Here is an 18,593-nt window from a genome sequence, read left to right on the forward strand (position 1 = left end):
ATCTTTATTCTTGTTCGACCACTCTGTCCATTTTTTCGAAAGTTCCTTTGCTTCCGGTGTTATATTGGTTGTGTTGGTGACTTTAAACTATTGATTTTTTTTCAAAACAAGTCGAATCATTTCAAACAATAAGAAGTTAAAAAATATCCAGACACCCCCATAGACATATCCGCCAACAATATCGCTTGGAAGTATTTCGCTCGATGCTATCTTTGTTATGGTAAACCCCACTAATACGACTATCGTTACTATGGGGCCCATAATTGGAGTAATTGTGTTTTTCGGATGACGGACAAGTAAAAATAAACATGTTCCATAAATAGTGATGGTTATCAACGAACTTATTTCAGGAAAATGATCAGAATGAATTTTACCTACGAATCCCATTGATTGAAGCGTGGAAAAAATCTGTATGACTGATTCATGAAACAACCTCGCTCCTAAAATGGGAAAAATTAGTAGAAGAAACTCAAGCAGCCTGTTTTGCCCTTTTCTCCAAACCATGATGAGGGTTATTCCAATTATGGCACCGAGAGCATACGGAGATTGGAATAATTGAAATAGTCTCATCCATCTCATATAAATAGCTGCGTCAACCAAATATTCAGTGACATCATCAAACTGGCTAAACTCACCAAATAAATAGTCTTGAGCCATACCAAGCATCAATGTCACCATACCTATTAATACTAGAGTAAGAAAAATGAGAAAGAGTTCTGTTTTTCTAATGGTTTTAAGATGATGAAGCAGCCGTTGTGTGAAGTGAATAAAAAAATCCTTAATTTGATTTTTATAAAACCGGTAGGCCAAATAACCTGCCAACAAGATTACAAAAACAATTATAAAGATAATAAAATATTTGCTTGCTGAATGATGGAAAGCCTGCCACCTTGGCCCCAATACTTTTCCTAAGGTAATAAAACAAAATCCCCACAAAAATGATCCAATATAAGCCGGCAGAATAAATTTTCGAAATGGCATTTTTGAGATCCCCGAAATATAGCCCGTGAAATGCCTGATTCCCGGTATGAAATAAGCGAAAACTAACAATTTACTGCCTGAACGCTCGAACCAGACAGCTGTTTTTTTATATCTTTCCGGTCCCATGTGGATATACTTTCCGTATTTTTCAATAAGTTTATATCCTCCTGCCCTCCCAATCCAATAGGTTACCGTAATGCCCGCACCGCCTGCAGAAAAGACCGTCAGGAGAGCCAGAATGTAATTCATTTTTCCTTGATATACAAAATAACCAGCATAGCTCATTAAAAACTCTCCTGAAATGGGCAGTGCCATAAGCTCCAGGAAAATTCCTATAAATAGAATCAGATAGCTGTGATGTTCAAATAAAGTGATTAAATGTGACATTTATATGCCTCCAAATTTAGACCCGAAATAGAACTTAAATGGATTCTTCCACTAAGCCCCATTTAAAATGCTAGCACGAATTCTCCTTTCATTTTGCATCTTAATCAATTATTAATCTTTTATTAAGGGAACATACAATCCCGTGTTATTTTTCGGCTCGTCTAATGCTGAAGTAAACTCCTCAAAATAAAAAATAGGGCTATTTCTAGCCCTAGGGTGTTGGATCTAATGGACTTATTATTGCCCTCCCCTTCTTCTCAGCGATTTCCTTTAAGCCCATCCGAATCATCCGGAAAACGAGAATCCATGAGGCGGTCATCAAAACGATTTGTCCTACCGGAAAAATGCCCGGAATCGGTGCGTCCCATAAAGCATGCAGTAAAACGACGATAAAAAATATCCGGAGGAATTTTGCTTTTATAAACATGTTTAATTCAGGATGTTTATCCCCTTGTACCATGCAAAATGCGGCCCCTGTCAATGCAGCCCAAGCAACATGTCCGCCAGGGGCTAGAAAACTGCGCCAAAGGATGGTGGAATACAGGCTTGAAAAACTACCTGAAAGAAGTGCCCTTAGTGCATAACCAGCGGTTTCAAAAGCAGCGAAGCCGGCGCCAACCGCAGCACCTATCAGAAGTCCGTTAAGAATATATCTGTATTTAATGTTGCGCACGAACAGGATTACCGTCGCAACCTTTGCCAGTTCCTCGGCGATCCCAATTGTAATGGGATTGATGTTATGTTTTAAGATATTAAAAAAAACAAGGGCGACCAGCATCGATAGAATACCGCCGATAAACACCACGTAAATGACTCTATAAAAAGCAATATTCTGAGGTGCGTTCATTTCCCAGAAGAATATTAAAGTAGTAAATGGCACCGCAAAAGCACCTACGATAATAAGTCCTGGTAAGAAGTTCATATTTTTGAACAAGCTGACACCCAAAAACAATCCAAGGAAAGCAATGAGTGCAATGATGAAAACCCTCGTAAATAGCCAAGGTTTCGGCCATGTTTCCTTTACTTCCTCTATTTTAGGAGTGGTAAGCGCTGTTCCAACGATGAAAAGCCGTTCAGCCTCAAGAATACTATGATTTCGGAACACACGTGAAAATATATTTTGAAATTTTGGTTCAACCGACCGTTCAAATTTGGGAACCATGTCGACATAATGGGCAAATTCATAGAAATAGCTGTTTTCGTCTTGGTTACCGTTTTCAGGGCGCATAAACTTTTCGCCGCAGTTTAAACAAAACTTTACCCCATCCGGATTAACATAAACACATCCCGGGCATTTCATTTGCCTTCTCCCCTTCCATTATTCAAATTTTCTAATCTTAAAAGTGCTAATAAATGTATGATTCCCTTTTGAAACCAATAATACCAATAGATTTTTTGCAAAATTTTATCACAAAAAAGGCAGGAGGATTTGAATTCCTTCTGCCTTTTTGTATTAATCCAATTCATCCAATTTACCAAAAGAGCCAAAAAATTCGTAATGGATATGTTCTTCCGATACTCCCCACTGCTTTAACGCTTTATTTACTACTTTCATGAAAGGCTCTGGTCCGCAAAAATAAAAATCAGCTTCTTTAGACGGTAAAGTTTGTTGAAGCCATTCTAGATTAAAAAATCCTTCATTATCAAAGTTCCGCATTTCTTTATCTTCATCTGTTGGTTTCTCATAAATCACGAAGGATTTCAAATTTTTATATTCTGAAGCCATATCATTCACATGTGTTTTAAAAGCATGCAGCTTACTATTGAGGGATGCATGGATATAATAAATGTCCCGGTTTGGCTTTTCTTTTACAGTTGTATTTAACATCGACATCATCGGTGTTAAACCAACTCCACCGCTGATTAATACCAATGGCAGTGTTGACTCCATATTCAAATAAAAGTCACCTGCTGGTGCGGTAATCGGAATAAATTCTCCTTCCTTTACATGATTGTGCAAATAGGTTGACACAATCCCTGCAGGAACATTTTCACTTTTTGTATCTTCCCGCTTTACGCTTATTCGGTAATAATCTAAACCAGGACGATCTGACAGGCTATATTGCCGTAAATGGGTGTACGTTTCACCAGCAATCTCCATTTTAACGGTTATGTATTGCCCTGGTATAAAGCCGGCGATCTCTTTCCCATCTTTCGGTTTTAAGTAAAACGATGTAATAACGTCGCTTTCTTCCACCTTTTTATTGACGACGAAATCACGGAAACCAGCCCATCCACCGGGCATTGCTTCAGTGGTTTTGTACATTTTGTTTTCCATTCTGATGAAAACATCTGATATCACTCCATAAGCATCTGCCCAAGCATCAATAATTTCACTTGTGGCCGCATCCCCTAATATTTCTTTTATAGCTCCAAGAAGGTTTTCACCGACAATTGGATAATGCTCCGGTTTGATTTGCAAGCTTCTATGTTTTTCTCCGATTCTCTCTAATACGGGCATAATTTGACTAAAATCCTCAATGTTAGCCGCAGCCCCATAAACCGCATCTGCGAGAGCTTTCGGCTGGTGGCCTGTAATTTGGTGTGTTTGATTAAATATATTTAAAAGCTCTGGATGCTGCTTAAACATCCTCTTATAAAAAGCTTTCGTAATTGCTTCACCGTGCTCTTTTACAACTGGCAATGTTGCTTTGATAATTTCGAGCTTTTGTGGGTCAAGGGCCTTAACTGTTTTTAAAACCTCTTGCCACGACTGCTTATCTTCTATTTTTGTAATGGACATCCTTTTAAAACCCCCTTTATTCTACAAAATTTATTTTCTCTATAATGTGGAGTTCTAAATAAGGTATTTTTTGTTAGAGTATTTGAAAAAGATGTGAGATCGGAAAGGTTTCCAATTAAAATCCTAGAAATGTCGTTAGTTTCGAAAATTATGTAGTAAGTGAACGGAAAGAGGTCATAAGTAGCGAAAAAGATGTTGTAAATCTTCTTGAATTGGAGGATTTACCAATTAATATCCAGTAAATGTCGTAAGTTTCGAAAATTATGTAGTAAGTGAACGAAAAGAGGTCATAAGTAGCGAAAAAGATGTATTAAATCTTCTTGAATTTGGGGATTTACCAATTAATATCCAGAAAGTGTCCTAAGTTTAGAAAATCATGTAGTAATCGAGAGGAAAGAGGTCATAAGTAGGGAAAAAAAAGTGTAGTAAGTCTCAAAAAATTTGCCATAAGTATCGAAGGATATGATAAATAAGAAAATAGAGGAGGTTTCCCCCTCTATCTACTATTTTTTTTAACCGGTTTTTGAGCGGTACTGCTGCGGAGAGCGTGTTGAATAACGCAGTGGAAAACTAAACATATTCACAAGATGGGTAAACGGAATTGCAGCAAATAAGATAAACGAGAAAAATATTTTGGTAATGAAGTGACTCCGATTGAAAAGACAGCTCCCCCCATTCCAAGGACTAAGCCGCCAATGATCAAATCCACCTTAGAATTTGCCATACTTATATAATAGAGGGGGAAAATTAAAATGATAAAACTGATGAAAAAGATGATTCTTGCGCCAAAGCGGTTTGTCCAGTATCCCAAAAGGACACAAATAAGCGAACCTAATATTACGGGAACGGCTGTAACCAAGGCGATTTCATTAGGTGAGAGCGATATTTCTTTTTTTATATGGGGCATTAAGGATGAAATGATTGCCCAGACCATAAATCCAACCACAAGGCTTAGAGATTGAAGTAGCAGTTGCAATTTTTTTAAATTCATAGTCCATTTTCTCCTTTCAATAGGGATGAAAATATTTATGTAATTTCTTTTTAGTTTACGATACTCGCTGTGATTCAAATCCTTTTTTCAAAAATTCGACCTTGCTATTTTGTATCAAAAAAAAGAGAACCCTCTTTTAGGATTCCCTTTTCACGTTACTCAGTCACTGCTTTGGCTTTGAGTTGTGTCAGCGAGATCTTTTTAGTCATCAAACTTACTGCTATCACAACGATTGTGTTTACAAATAGAGCAATAATTCCTACATTCAAATCTTTAATAACTTGAGGTATATGAGGTAAAAGCTGTCCAATCGTTATATTTCCTAAAGACATTATGGATACCAATACTCCTCCGGAAAGGATTCCCGCTAATGCGCCATATTTTGTGACAAAATTTCTCTTCAACAAACTAAAGAAAAACGCAGGTGCCAATTGTGTAATAAAATTATAAGCAATTAATGCAATTCCAAATAGTGAATTTCCTCCTTTAAAGGTAAAATAAAGCCCTAAAAGAGTAATTATTGGAACTAAATATTTCACTATTTTTGCAATCTGTTCCTCTGTTGTAGAAGGAACAAAAACTTGAAAGATGTTTTTTGTCAGTAATGTTGATATAACCATCAATAGCATGGAACTCGGTACTAAGGCTGCTAAAACACCTGTGCCGCCAATTAATCCGACAAACCAAGGATCAAAAGACTCTTTAGAAAGACGGAGCAAAATAAGATCGCTTTCACTTCCTGTTAATCCTGGAATCTGTAATACAGCTGCAAATCCAACAAAAAAGGCAAACAATAATATCAATTGATACAATGGCATAAGGATTGCATTTTTCCGTAAAGCTTTCTCATTTTTGGCTGCAAAGATATTGGGGAACGAATGCGGCCACATATAAAAACCAATCCCGCTTAAAATAACTGTTGAGGTATACCATGTGGTGTTCATACCATGATTAGGAAGTACGGTAAAGTTTGATTTTGCTTGTTCGATCGCTTCATACATTGGCTGAATCCCGCCAAAATAGTGAATCGGAAAGTAGACACCTAAAAATACTACGATGCCAAGAATGAGGAAATCCTTCAGAACAGAAGTCCATGCAGCGCCGTGAATACCTGACAACATAACAAAAACAGTTACGCCAATAGCTCCAATCCAAATCGCTATTTTGGAAGATATAACCCCATAAGATGTTGCCTCAACGATATACCCCAACCCTTTTAATTGTAAAACCAAATAACAAATACAAGCGACCACGCCTACTACGGCTACCAGTACTCCAAGATAAGGACTTTGATATTTTTTTACAAAGAAATCTGATTGGGAAATTAATTTATGTTCCTTCGCATATTTCCAAATTGCAGGAAATGACCAGTAAGAGATGACAGTAGCTAGGCAGCCGTATGATACAATACTAAAAATGGCACCTCCATCACTATAAGCCGAACCACTTGCACCTAAAAAAGTAAAGGTCGTATACATTTCACCGGCGGATAAAAGAAAGACAAACAGCGTACCCATTCCACGACCGCCAACAGACCACTGTTCTAAATTCATCTCCTTCCCTTTTCTAGACCAGATACCAATAACGATTGAAACAACGAAAAACAACAAGATTAAAAACATGGAAATATTCATTAAAAATCCTCCTTTTGATTCGCAGGATCAAGTTTATAAATAATTCCAAGTATTCCAGTTGTAAGTAAAGACCAGAGGACAACCCAAAAGTGGAAAAATGGCATTCCTAAAACATAAGGAGTCACTCTGTTTGAAAATAAAGCTCCTATCACAAAACCCAAAACCGGAATCAATCCAAGCCAATAGATTTTTTTCATACTCATCCCCCTCGTGTTCTAATTCAATATTTTCAATGTTCCATGAACGAATAACTTTACTCCGAATTGTAATGCTTGCTCATCAATATCAAATTTCGGGTGATGGTGAGGATGAATAATCCCATTTTCTCCGTTACGAGCGCCTATGAAGATATAAGATCCTGGCACCACTTTTTGATAAGCTGAGAAGTCTTCACTCCCCATGATTGGCTTAATATACTCTCTGCTTTTTTCCCCAAACACTTCACAAACCGCTTCATCCAGCAATTTTGTGACTTCTTCATCATTTATGGTAGGCGCATAACCGAACTGATAATCGTATTCATATGTTGCTCCATGCGCTTCTGTAATTCCTTTTACAATGCGTTCGATATAAGTTGGAATCTTTTCCCTCAGATTCGGGTTAAAGCTTCGTACCGATCCTCCAATTCTCACATTACTTGGAATTACATTAATCGCGCTACCCCCATGGAACTGGGTCACAGAAATCACTAGGGTTTCTTGAGCATCGCAATATCTCGAAACAATATGCTGAAGATTTGTTACAATCTGGGTTCCAATGGCAATCGGGTCGATGGTTAGTTCTGGCTGTGAGGCGTGTCCCCCCTTACCCACCACGGAAATCCTAAAAGTGTCAGCCCCTGCCATCATCGGACCGTAACTCAAGCCAATTTTCCCAAAGGGAAGAGTGGACATGAGGTGTGTACCAATTATCATATCTACACCATCAAGGACACCGGCTGCCACCAGCTCTTGGGCACCTCCAGGCGGTAATTCCTCAGCATGCTGAAATAAAAAGCGCACCTCCCCTTTTATTTGATCCTTTACCTGTGTCAAAATCTTTGCCGCTCCAAGCAGCATCGCCGTATGCCCATCATGCCCGCAAGCATGCATCACTCCTGAACTTTGTGAAACAAAATCAAAATCATTCTCTTCTTCAATTGGAAGCGCATCCATATCTGCCCGCAGTACAATGACCTTCCCTGGTTGCTGACCAATTAAGCGGGCCATAACACTTGTTTTTGTCGGGCGTATAATCTCTAAATCACCAAAAGTTTGAAGTGTTTCATAAACGAATTGTGCTGTTTTTTCTTCCTGAAAAGACAGCTCTGGATATTTATGTAAATATCTTCGCCATCCAATTACTTCGTCTTTAACCTCCTCAATTAATTCATGAATCATTTTCATTTGTAACAACTCATTCAACTCCTTCTTTATACAACCTACTAAACTAATTTAGGATACTTTAAGGAAAAAATTCCTTAAATAGAGTATAGTATTTCGAGTCATCCATTTCAATAATTTTTAGAAATTTCTTAATAAAAAAATTTAATTTCAATTAGAGTTTTTCTTTTTGCCCCTAAATTTGCTAATTTATTCGGACAAAAAAATGAGCACCCATATCATAGGTGCTCATAACAATCGATAAATTTTACTTGGTCTTCCACGTGTAGAATAGGCTTCTTGACCTATGGATTGTGCTAGCTCAACTTCGCACATATCCGCAACAATACGCCGGACATTCCGCTCTGTCATCTCAAGCTGAGTGGCTAAGTCCTTTGTGGTAAAATCGTTCCACCCCATTTTTTGGATGATGGCCAATATTTTTTTATAGGTTTTTACACTGATATTCCCTTTTTTTAACTTCTCAATAAGGATTTCATTTTGGGTTCGGCTCGAATATTGCAGTTCTTCTTTATTGCCAGGTGATTCCACAATCTTACCATCATCTTGAACAATCACAATTTCGCGTTTTTTCATTTCCTTGGAATGGTGAATGGCACGATAAGCATTGATTTCCGCCGAATAGGCAGTCTCGCCAAAGCCAATTCCAACCGCCACGGTAGTATCGGCCTCGAAGGCTAATTTCTGAACGGTTGCTTCGAGCGTATTAATTTCTCGTTCAAGAGCGCCTCGAGAACTAATAATCATGTATCTTCCGTTTCCTTTTTCGGAAAAAGATCCATTAATTTTTTCAGTTAATTGAATCAACATTTCTTTTAGCCGGAGCTCCAAATACTGCAAATGGTACGGGGTCTTCATTTCCTCTGCCACTTTGCTAAAAAATTCGACTTCGATGATTTCAACTCCGATTTGTGTGTCTTTAAAGTAGGAGGCCTTTACTTTTTCAGCTAGAATCCGAAGCGTTTGTCGTATTTCCATTGTACTCATAGACATTCTGTAGGCTGGAATTCCTTTTTCCCTTAACGCTTCGCATACGGACGGAAAACAAGATAAAGCGCCATCTGTCTTTCCCTGATTCCATAAATCTAAATGAAATTGCTGCAATTCATTCGTATCAACATCTAAATCAAAGACCTTTGTATAAAATTTTGGGGTTTTTATATTTAACTGTGACAATGCTTCTTCACTAATATTGTTTAAATGCATGGTATCGATACTTAGCTTCTCAATGATTTTCCCATGTTCATAAATCAGCTCTATAAATGATCGATAAAAACCTGATTCCGTGGCAGGAACATTGACCATTTTCTTATCGGTTCCTAATATTTCTTTAGCAATTTCATAAGGTAGGGGACCAGAAAAAAGCCATGTATGCATGTTTTGATCATGTTTTTTTACAATGGATTCTACCTCTTCGATATTTTCATAGGGAAAAGGAAAGAATTCCATCTCATGTTTATATTCTTCTGCCAAGTTGAGAATGATTTCTACAGAAGTTTTTAGTCCGACTAACCCGATTTTATACATTATGTTTTCAACTTCCTTTATCACAAATATTACGCTAGAATCCTATACTTAAAATCATTATAGTCGGTTTGAGCGGTTAACTGTCAAGTATGGGCATGTTTAAAACAAAAACGCTATCCTTTGCATTATTATACAGAAAGAATAGCGTCATTATTTATGATCATTATTTTTCAGCATGATTCAAGGTTGAATGCCTCTCCCCCATAAAAATATTTTTTCTCTATAATTTTATGAATCTATAATTTTATTAATCAGGGGAGTTATCTCCCCTTTTTTTCAACGGAACCTGCTGTAAAAGAGACTGTTATAATCCTAATTCTTTTAAAATACTATCTAAAGTAGCACCTTTATAAGAATTTTTGGCTTTTGGAGTATCTGCTACCGTAGGATTTTGTAATCCAAAGTTTTTGATGATATAATTCATGTCTTTACCATCCACCACTTTATCAAAGTTAAAGTCTGTTGTTGGATTGTCAGTACCCCAATTTTTCTGTACGGCAATAGCGTCTAAAATATCAATGACATCGTCCTTATTGGCATCACCGGCTGCTGCTGTTGATAAATTGGTTCGTAAAAACTTCCCTACTGTTTCTCCTCGAACCTCATTTGATAATTCGAATTGCTTGTGCATCGTAAAGTGGCCTGGAACATCCACCACAATCGTATAAGGGTTTGTTTCAGCCTTTAATCCATCAGCGCTGTATTTGCCGTCTTTAGATAGGATAGGAGCGTCAACGATGGTTTTGCCATCAAAGGAAGAAACTGTTACTTTTGCCCCGATTTTACTTTGATCTAGTGAGTAAATGGTTTCTCCTGTAGCAGGGTTTTTCGCCCCTTCTACTTGAACGAATCCGTCTAATCTAGAAATGGTTGATTTTGACGTATAGCTTTCCATAAATGCGTACACATTTTTCGACTCAACATTCGATTGATCAATGGTAGAGGCACTCATCGAATTCCAGTCGAACGGCACATTTCTTGTAAACTTGTTTGATGTTTTTAGATCGAAATTAAATAACGGCAGATCTTCTGGTAAAGCTTTTGTTCCTAAATACGTAAATGTTAAAGTATAATTCATTCTTAATCCGGAAGGTGCAGACGTTACAGAAACTTGGGCATTACCATATTGTTTCACGGCGTCATTTACCACTAGATTTTCGATGCTTACTAGATTTGGGTCTAATGGTAACGTGATTTTAGTCGTTTTTAAGTTTTTCACATTATTGGAGCGAACTGTATAGTTTACAGAATCTCCTGTTGTGACAGTTTGCTTATTTGCCTTTAAATAATAATAAGGCAGGTTATGATCGACAAACGCGACTCTTAGCATGTTGGTAGCATCCGCGGTAAAATTACCGGCTGCATCAAACCCATAAAACTGAACCTTTAATGGTGAATCCTGCTTTCTAACTAAAATTTGATCCGTGTAATTTCCGTCTTTATCAGTCTTAATTGGACTCGCTGGAAACGGACTATTATAAAAGGAAACAACAGAATTACTAGATTGATCTAATTGACTTCCAAACTGTTTGGCTTCTTCGACTTCAGAATCGTTCAAATTAATGTCAAAGTCATATAAAAATTGTCCATTGGCATCAAATTGGCTATCATTATATTCAATTACCTTTTGGTCTAAGGAATCAAAGCTGGACGTCATCGTTGGTGCGCCAAGCTCATAGATGAAATCCGATGCAGCTGTAAAAGTCTGCCCCTGCTCATTTGTGCCAACCAATTTCAGCTGATAATGCCCCGTTTTGGCGAATGCAGGTTCACTGCTGATTGGATTTTTCGCATCACCAGTAAATGGATAGTAAATGGTACTAAATCCTCTTCCAATAAAATACGATTGGTTATCATTGATAAGAATTGGATCAAATGATCCCACTAACCCTAGATCTTTACCTGTTTTTGGATCATGTAATACGACATCTAAGGTTTTCATATGTGATTTTAATGAGAAATCAAAACCAAGAAATGGAAATGAATTGGCCGGCCAAGCTGTATCATTAGAAAATACAGGTTTATCTACTTTAAACGAATCAATGCCTTCCTCGACAACACGGACACCAAATGGAACTTGATAGGTTTCAGAAGGATCTTTTTGGTTGGTATATACGATATAACCTTCATAAACGCCCATTTCCGCTGTTTTTGGAATTGAAAGTGAAACATTTCTAGTAATCTGGCTGTTAGCCGGAACTTTAATAGACTCGTCTGTATTCACAACTACACCATTCTTTTCTGAATCGATAGAACCTCTTACCTCTTTTTGGAAGGTTACACTTACATTAAAAGTTTTGTCATCTGGTCCCTTGTTTTCAATTGTCACTTCACGTGAATCTTTTATATCTTTCCCGTTACTTGCAAACTTGCCAAAGCTGATGGCACCTGTAGCTTCCTTTATTTGCTTGTCTTTCCCATTTGTGATTGTCGGCGTTTTATCTTTCACTTTGATTTCAATCGAAGAGTGGATCGCCTCATAAGGATCGACACGCCCTGCCCCTTGCTCAAATACACTGTAAGGCTTGCTTAACGAATCAGCTGTATTCATCAAGATCGCTTTTACATCCTCTGGCGAAAGTTTTGGATTTGCCTGCAATAATAAGGCTGCAACGCCGGATGTGAATGGAGTTGCCATCGATGTTCCTGACATCCGCTGATACGCCAAGGTGTAATTATTCGGTTCATTTGGACTGTTAATAAAGCTTGGAACAGTCGATAAAACACTTACACCTGGTGCTGTGATTTCCGGTTTAATATCATACGTCAGACGTGTTGGCCCGCGGGAACTGAAGTCAGCGAGCGTATCTCCCTCTGTTTTCATTCCATTCATATCTGTGTAAGTGAAAGAGGCAGAACCTGTTTGAATTTTTTGTTTCAACGCCAGTCCGTCGGCATTTGTTAAAGAGAAGGATGGAATGAAATTAACTCCTTCACCAAGGTATGCTGGAATATGCCCCTCTGCCGGATTGTCATTGTACATCAGAACCCCGGCTGCTCCCAGCGACTTGGCATATGCAATTTTTGAGTCCAATGTATACACTCCACGGCTGATGAGGACCATTTTCCCTTTTACGTCTTTTCCCTTATATCCGTTTGGATCTCCTATCCCTGCATCTACAATCGGATACGTTTGTCCTTTTAATTTTGTAATGTCATCTGTGAATCCCCTTGCCAAGAAGCGTAAATCCGCCGTTACACTGTCGATGGATCCCTTGGCAGACACAGTCGTAATCGGCACACTGCTTGCCCCTACTGTCAAAGCTAGAGAAGCAGCTCCAGGAGATCCGACTGTGTACATCTTGTTTCCTGCGTTCCCTGCAGCTACGACTGCTGTAACGCCGCTTAAAACAGCGTTATTAATAGCTATACTTGTCGGATACATCGGATCATTATAGTCCGCTCCTAACGAGAGGTTCATTACGTCCATGCCATCCCTCACTGTTTGATCTATGGCCGCGATGATATCGTCCACTGTTCCGCTTCCTCCAGGACCAAGCACACGATACGCATATAAATCTGCACCAGGAGCGATTCCTGTTGTGGCGTATTCACTCTCATTTTTTCCTTGGCCGGCAATCGTACCCGCAACGTGGGTGCCGTGTTCAGTAACATAGGCTGCAGCATTCCCGCCTGGCTTTCCGGCTTTTACCCAGTCGGCATAGGTGGTTTCCATCGGATCATTGTCATTGTCAACAAAATCGTAGCCGCCTTTATAGGCGTCCTTCAAGTCCGGGTGATTGTAATCAATTCCGGTATCCAAAACCGCAACCTTAATTCCTTTACCTGTATAACCTTCTTGATGTAATTGATCTACTTTTAGGAAAGAACGCTCATCGGCCATTCCTTGACCTTTCGTTTCTTTTACTGGAAGCTCTGAAGTCACGGTCGAATCACTGTAGATCGCTTGGACTGCGTCTGATTTTAATAGGTCGTTAAGCTTGTTTGCAGGTACATCCAATGCGACTCCGTTGAAGGCATGTTTATATTGACGTTTCATTTTGTATGAACCATTTGCTTTATCTTTAAAAATGGAGTTTAAATCATTTTGGAATGTCGTATGATCCGCTTCTGCCTTGCTTTTTGCTTTATCAACAGAAAGGTTCTCTCCTTTTATTGCCGCTTCTAATACTGCCACTTTATCGGGCTTATTTTTAAATGCAACAATTACCGGGACTGTTTGATCGCTCTCTAAATTTACTGTTGAATTTAGTAATAGACCGGATTGACTATCGGTGGCAAACTTTTCTAAAGCTTGTCTTTGTTCTGGAGTTAAATTGGCTAAAATGGATTCCGCATTAGATGTTGCCATAGCAAGCACTTTAGATGGCATGCTTAGATATGGCGTTGCTAGAGTGCTAGAAATCAAACCTACTCCTAATGTAAGGGCTGTTGCTTTTTTGAGGAACTTCTTTTTAGTACGTTTCATCTTTTGCTTCCCATCCTCTTCCTGATCAAATTGATAGAATATTTTTTCTATTAATTTAAATAGTAAGGGGACTGCATGCTGAAGTAAATTGGGGTTATTGAGGCTATGGAAAGCGTAAATCTATGCAATAACAAGCATCTTTCTCCAAAATAAATGATGTTCTGCAATGAAGTTTAGTAAATCTTAACCAAAAAACCAGGATAATAGTCATGTTTTTTTGTATTTGAATTACCCCAAATTAAAGTAAGTAAAATGAAAACACCTTCCTATTCAGGAAGGTGTTTCATAGCTCATTTTGCCTTGCATGTAGGATTGGGCAAGATCCAAAGCTTTTTGTGTCTCACCCTTTTGGTAAAAATATTGAAATAGTTTTTTTTCATAGTGTTCGATTAAGGTTGTGAAACCATTGCTTTTTAAATAAGGCAGGAAGGTTGTTTCAATTAGCTCATAGTATTGATCGTCTTGCTGATTTAGTTGTAAGAGCTGTAATTGAAAGGGAATCCACAAATCCGACTTTGCAGTTTTTGCTAAATTCAATCCTTTTTTGGCAAGATCCAATAATTTTTCATTCGAAAGTAAGTTCCCTTTAAAATTTGAACTGATCATTCCATTTAAGCTAAGTAAATAATGAGGGGTCTTTTCATCAACCAGATTTATGGCTTTTTTGAAATAATCTGTGGACTCCTTATATTTCTTTCTCCTGTAGAGGTCAAAGGCCAGATTATGATACAACTTGGATTTACGCTCTTTATCATTAATGGCGTCACATGTTCGTATTAGTTGATCGTACCGTTTTTTCGTCTCGTTAAAATCATGGTGTTCTTTTGAGTTTAATTGGATAAGCATCATCATTTCTGTATCAATGATCCGCTTAATATTTAACGTTTTTTGAAAATAATCAAGAACTTTTTCCGCATAGTAATAGGAAATAATATTCGCATTAACAGTATGGTAGGCAAGAGACAAATGGTAATAATATTCAAAATGATGATAGTGACTTTGATCGATCGATATTAATATTTGAATGCAATCTCGATATTTTCCCGTAAGAAAATAATAGATTCCTAGGACATGTTTAAACATATTTCGATTTTGCGGAGAGAATGCTGTCTCATTTTTTTGCAGACCTGTAATAATTACCTTTGCTGCATTTAATTTGTGATGGGATAGATAATATCTCACAGATAGTAATTGATAGAAAACATTAAAATCCTGTAATTGAATCAAGTTTTCTTTTTCGATTTCGCTTTTCAATTTTTCTGATTCCTCGTTGTTTTGCATCACGAGGGCATCGTGCCAAAGCCTTAATTTCATTTGAAGTTTTTCATATCTGTCCGTTTCTTCTTCTAGGCAGATATTTAATCTTTTTGACAATAAGTATGTAATTTCCCTTGAGTATTCCGTAATATCTCTTTCTATCTTGCTTAAATGTGTAACAGAGCAAATTCCTTCACAAAGCTGACTTTGGGTCAAGCCTGCTTTTTCGCGATAAAATTTGATTATTTTCCCATCAATCATTCATGCACCTCAAGTTGGATTATAACAATAATTATAGATTGCACGTTATATTTTACAATAAATATCGGTATTGTAATAGACAAATATAGATTGTGGAAATTTTACAAAGCAAGATTACTGGCTTCCCTTAAATGAGTTATAATGGAGAAAAAAGGAAGTGACCTGCGGGGATATGGCTCCACTAGAACCTAAAAAAATTAAATTGATTATTGCCGATGATAATTCATTTATTCGGGAAGGCTTAAAAATTATTTTAAATACATATGAAGAATTTGAAGTGTTGGATACGGTGAATAATGGAAAAGAAGCTTTGGAATATTGCATAAAGCATGAGGTGGATATTGCCCTGCTGGATATACGCATGCCGAATATGAATGGCGTGGAAGCAACGAAGCTCATCAGCGAACAAACCAAAACAAAACCGATTATTTTGACCACCTTTGATGATGATGAGTACATATTGGATGCCATCAAAAATGGCGCGAAAGGTTATTTATTGAAAAATAATGACCCGGAACGGATTCGGAATGCGATCAAGAGCGTCATGAACGGAAACAGTATCATACAGGATGTTGTATTGGAGAAAATCAAATCTAACTTAACAGAAAATAAAGAAACAGAATCAAAAATCGACTCCTCCCTATTTACCGAAAGAGAACGGGAAATCATGTCGCTGATTGCCAAGGGCTATTCAAACAAAGCCATTTCCAAGCAATTATTTATTTCTGAAGGCACGGTTGCCAATTACATTACCTCTATATTAGGGAAAACCGGCCTCGAGCATCGAACACAAATTGCCATTTACTATATTACTGGGAAAGTTGAATAAGATGGATTTTTGGATTATTTTTAGCAAGCTCGCTTTATTAATTTTTATAGCCTTCACCTGTGTCAGGGCTGAAGTTAGTCATATTTCATGGGTTGTTTTCGCTATTCTACTTTATTTCTGTATAAATATTACCTTAAATATCTTTAAAAGAATTTCTATAAAAAGAATCCTGTTATTCCTCTCAATCGGAATATCGATTACATCCTATTTCGAGATAAATTCGTTATTTATCTTACTTTTACCGTTAGCCCTGATTGAATTGACAGCTGATTTTTTCAATAAAAAAATTATCATTCTGCTCATTTCCATTGTCCCTATATTGAACATTTATGAAACACTACAGCCCCTTTATGGATTAGTGTCGATTTTTTGTTACATGATTTTTACCATTACATCAGTGTACGGGGATCGACTGTTAAAAGATGAAAAACAAATGGATTCAATGAGAAAAACGCTTCAAAAAATGACCAAAAACTTAAATGAAAATACAGAATACATCCGCCAGTCGGAATATACCTTTAAATTAGAAGAACGTAATCGAATTTCACAGGAAATCCACGATAAAATCGGGCACTCCATTACGGGGGCACTTTTTCAAATGGAAGCAGCCAAGCGGTTAATCGAAACTGACAAACTCAAAGCAACAGAGCTGCTGCAAAATGCCATTAATATTTCTAAGGATGGGATTGAAAACATTCGATTGACACTTAAAAATATGAAACCTCCTTCTGAACAGGTGGGGATTCATCGGGTCAAGCTGATGATTGACGAATTTGCCGCAAAACATCAAACCAAATCAGTCCTCACTCATGATGGCAATTTAGATATCATTACCCCGATTCAATGGAAAATCATCCATGAAAATATCACAGAAGCTTTAACCAACACTATGAAATATTCCAATGCAACGCTCGTCTCAGTCGAATTGAAGGTGTTAAACAAAATGATCCGGGTAGAAATTAAGGACAATGGTTCCGGTGCGGAAAAAATTAAAAAAGGGCTTGGTATCATCGGGATGGAGGAACGTACTGCTTCCGTGAACGGGAAAATTATTGTCGATGGAACCCGTGGATTTTCCGTCACCACCCTCCTCCCCATTCATCCGTGAAAAACTCACGCAAACAATATGAATATTCTCATGTGAAAAGAATGAACGATTGCACTTATCTCCGTTCATTCTTTTTTTTATACTTAAACCACACAAACGATTTAGGGGTGAAAAAATGAACGTATTAGAAATTAAAAATTTAACCAAAAAATTCAGTGATTTTATTGCTGTCGATAATATGTCTTTATCAGTTGCCAAGGGAGAAATATTTGGTTTCCTGGGTGCTAATGGCGCAGGAAAAAGTACCACCATCAATATGATTGCCGGCCTTTTGCGGAGTAATGAAGGTGTTATCAATATTCTTGGTAAGAATGCTGTCAAAAACAGCCGTTTTGCCAAAATGAACATTGGGATGGTTCCTCAAGATTTAGCGATCTATGAAGACATGACCGCCTATGAAAATGTGAAATTCTTTGCTGGACTCTATGGCCTGCGGGGTCAGGAACTAAATGAAAGAGTGGAAGAAGCGCTGGAGTTCGTCGGTCTTCAGGATAAACATAAAAGTTATCCCAATAGTTTTTCGGGCGGAATGAAACGAAGGCTGAATATTGCCTGTGCCATTGCTCACCGTCCAAAACTGATCATTATGGATGAACCAACGGTAGGAATTGATCCGCAATCACGGAATTATATCTTAAATTCCGTTCGAAAATTAAATGAAATGGGCTGCACCATTATTTATACTAGTCACTATATGGAGGAAGTCGAGGAAATCTGTTCTCGCATTGCGATTATTGACCATGGCAAGATCATTGCAGAAGGTACAAAGGAACAGCTAAAATCCATCATCACCAATACGAAGGATTTATGGATTGAAGTCAAATCAACGGAAAAAGTAAATATGGAGTCCATAAAAGCAATCAATGGTGTGGAAGCTGTACAGGTTGATGAAAATCTTATCAAAATAAACTCGGACACTGGCGTTAATAATCTTAATAAAATCATTGAGCATTTTATCAATAGTCATATTGAAATCCGCTCCCTTCAAGAAAAAGCGCCGAACTTAGAAACTGTTTTCTTAACATTAACAGGGAGAAATCTGCGTGACCAATAAGGGGGATTTA

Annotated in this window: 13 protein-coding genes and 1 pseudogene; 3 read left to right on the forward strand and 11 right to left on the reverse strand. The window is 37.7% G+C overall.

Translation table 11 applies throughout. The annotated features are described in order from the left end of the window. Nucleotides 1–87: 87 nt before the first annotated feature. The 11 genes and pseudogenes from LC455_RS09020 to LC455_RS09070 all read right to left on the reverse strand — a co-directional run bounded on the left by LC455_RS09020 (nucleotide 88) and on the right by LC455_RS09070 (nucleotide 15,592). Nucleotides 88–1,368 (reverse strand): VTT domain-containing protein, encoded by a 1,281-nt coding sequence (locus tag LC455_RS09020; protein ID WP_223590046.1) that lies wholly within the window; start codon nucleotides 1,366–1,368, stop codon nucleotides 88–90. Nucleotides 1,369–1,579: 211 nt separating this feature from the next. Continuing rightward, nucleotides 1,580–2,668: a PrsW family intramembrane metalloprotease gene (locus tag LC455_RS09025; protein ID WP_223590048.1), complete on the reverse strand. Its 1,089-nt coding sequence runs from the start codon at nucleotides 2,666–2,668 to the stop codon at nucleotides 1,580–1,582. Between the two features lie 153 nt (nucleotides 2,669–2,821). Next, nucleotides 2,822–4,111: an NO-inducible flavohemoprotein gene (hmpA, locus tag LC455_RS09030; RefSeq protein WP_223590050.1), complete on the reverse strand. Its 1,290-nt coding sequence runs from the start codon at nucleotides 4,109–4,111 to the stop codon at nucleotides 2,822–2,824. Nucleotides 4,112–4,623: 512 nt separating this feature from the next. Then, nucleotides 4,624–4,752, reverse strand: coding sequence for a respiratory nitrate reductase subunit gamma (locus LC455_RS31890; RefSeq protein WP_223590896.1), 129 nt, complete (start codon nucleotides 4,750–4,752; stop codon nucleotides 4,624–4,626). Continuing rightward, nucleotides 4,722–5,102: pseudogene (locus LC455_RS09040) on the reverse strand (MFS transporter); the annotation flags it as partial. The gene LC455_RS31890 and the pseudogene LC455_RS09040, both read right to left, overlap by 31 nt. A 155-nt stretch (nucleotides 5,103–5,257) precedes the next feature. After that, on the reverse strand, nucleotides 5,258–6,736 hold the full coding sequence (locus tag LC455_RS09045) for a sodium:solute symporter family protein (protein ID WP_223590051.1): 1,479 nt from the start codon (nucleotides 6,734–6,736) through the stop codon (nucleotides 5,258–5,260). Next, the gene (locus tag LC455_RS09050; RefSeq protein ID WP_223590053.1) at nucleotides 6,736–6,933 is read right to left on the reverse strand and encodes a DUF3311 domain-containing protein; all 198 of its coding nucleotides are present in this window, start codon (nucleotides 6,931–6,933) and stop codon (nucleotides 6,736–6,738) included. Before LC455_RS09050 ends, LC455_RS09045 begins: the two co-directional genes overlap by 1 nt. An 18-nt stretch (nucleotides 6,934–6,951) precedes the next feature. Next, nucleotides 6,952–8,121 carry a M20 family metallopeptidase gene (locus LC455_RS09055; protein ID WP_223590897.1) on the reverse strand — a complete coding sequence of 390 codons (1,170 nt, stop codon included), beginning with the start codon at nucleotides 8,119–8,121 and terminating at the stop codon, nucleotides 6,952–6,954. Between the two features lie 225 nt (nucleotides 8,122–8,346). Then, nucleotides 8,347–9,645, reverse strand: coding sequence for a hypothetical protein (locus LC455_RS09060; protein WP_223590055.1), 1,299 nt, complete (start codon nucleotides 9,643–9,645; stop codon nucleotides 8,347–8,349). 304 nt (nucleotides 9,646–9,949) lie between these two features. Beyond that, a complete protein-coding gene (locus tag LC455_RS09065; RefSeq protein ID WP_223590056.1) occupies nucleotides 9,950–14,074 on the reverse strand; it encodes a S8 family serine peptidase in 4,125 nt (1,374 codons plus the stop codon). 270 nt (nucleotides 14,075–14,344) lie between these two features. Further along, entirely contained in the window at nucleotides 14,345–15,592 is a 1,248-nt protein-coding gene (locus LC455_RS09070) for a helix-turn-helix domain-containing protein (RefSeq protein ID WP_223590057.1), read from the reverse strand. A gap of 172 nt (nucleotides 15,593–15,764) precedes the next feature. Here LC455_RS09070 and LC455_RS09075 point away from each other — a divergent pair, with 172 nt between their 5' ends. The 3 genes from LC455_RS09075 to LC455_RS09085 all read left to right on the forward strand — a co-directional run bounded on the left by LC455_RS09075 (nucleotide 15,765) and on the right by LC455_RS09085 (nucleotide 18,583). Then, entirely contained in the window at nucleotides 15,765–16,421 is a 657-nt protein-coding gene (locus tag LC455_RS09075; RefSeq protein WP_223590898.1) for a response regulator, read from the forward strand. A 1-nt stretch (nucleotide 16,422) separates the two neighbouring features. Then, nucleotides 16,423–17,529: a sensor histidine kinase gene (locus LC455_RS09080; protein WP_223590059.1), complete on the forward strand. Its 1,107-nt coding sequence runs from the start codon at nucleotides 16,423–16,425 to the stop codon at nucleotides 17,527–17,529. Between the two features lie 115 nt (nucleotides 17,530–17,644). After that, nucleotides 17,645–18,583: an ABC transporter ATP-binding protein gene (locus tag LC455_RS09085; protein WP_223590061.1), complete on the forward strand. Its 939-nt coding sequence runs from the start codon at nucleotides 17,645–17,647 to the stop codon at nucleotides 18,581–18,583. The last annotated feature ends 10 nt before the right edge of the window (nucleotides 18,584–18,593 follow it).

The organism is Neobacillus bataviensis (genome assembly GCF_019969725.1).

What these genes read in the sequence shown, in the direction of transcription:
- LC455_RS09060 (WP_223590055.1), bottom strand. Translation starts at nt 9,645, where the DNA reads ATGTATAAAATCGGGTTAGTCGGACTAAAAACTTCTGTAGAAATCATT.
- LC455_RS09020 (WP_223590046.1), bottom strand. Translation starts at nt 1,368, where the DNA reads ATGTCACATTTAATCACTTTATTTGAACATCACAGCTATCTGATTCTA.
- LC455_RS09050 (WP_223590053.1), bottom strand. Translation starts at nt 6,933, where the DNA reads ATGAAAAAAATCTATTGGCTTGGATTGATTCCGGTTTTGGGTTTTGTG.
- LC455_RS09075 (WP_223590898.1), top strand. Translation starts at nt 15,765, where the DNA reads ATGGCTCCACTAGAACCTAAAAAAATTAAATTGATTATTGCCGATGAT.
- LC455_RS09070 (WP_223590057.1), bottom strand. Translation starts at nt 15,592, where the DNA reads ATGATTGATGGGAAAATAATCAAATTTTATCGCGAAAAAGCAGGCTTG.
- LC455_RS09045 (WP_223590051.1), bottom strand. Translation starts at nt 6,736, where the DNA reads ATGAATATTTCCATGTTTTTAATCTTGTTGTTTTTCGTTGTTTCAATC.
- LC455_RS09025 (WP_223590048.1), bottom strand. Translation starts at nt 2,668, where the DNA reads ATGAAATGCCCGGGATGTGTTTATGTTAATCCGGATGGGGTAAAGTTT.
- LC455_RS09085 (WP_223590061.1), top strand. Translation starts at nt 17,645, where the DNA reads ATGAACGTATTAGAAATTAAAAATTTAACCAAAAAATTCAGTGATTTT.
- hmpA (WP_223590050.1), bottom strand. Translation starts at nt 4,111, where the DNA reads ATGTCCATTACAAAAATAGAAGATAAGCAGTCGTGGCAAGAGGTTTTA.
- LC455_RS09055 (WP_223590897.1), bottom strand. Translation starts at nt 8,121, where the DNA reads ATGAAAATGATTCATGAATTAATTGAGGAGGTTAAAGACGAAGTAATT.
- LC455_RS09065 (WP_223590056.1), bottom strand. Translation starts at nt 14,074, where the DNA reads ATGAAACGTACTAAAAAGAAGTTCCTCAAAAAAGCAACAGCCCTTACA.
- LC455_RS09080 (WP_223590059.1), top strand. Translation starts at nt 16,423, where the DNA reads ATGGATTTTTGGATTATTTTTAGCAAGCTCGCTTTATTAATTTTTATA.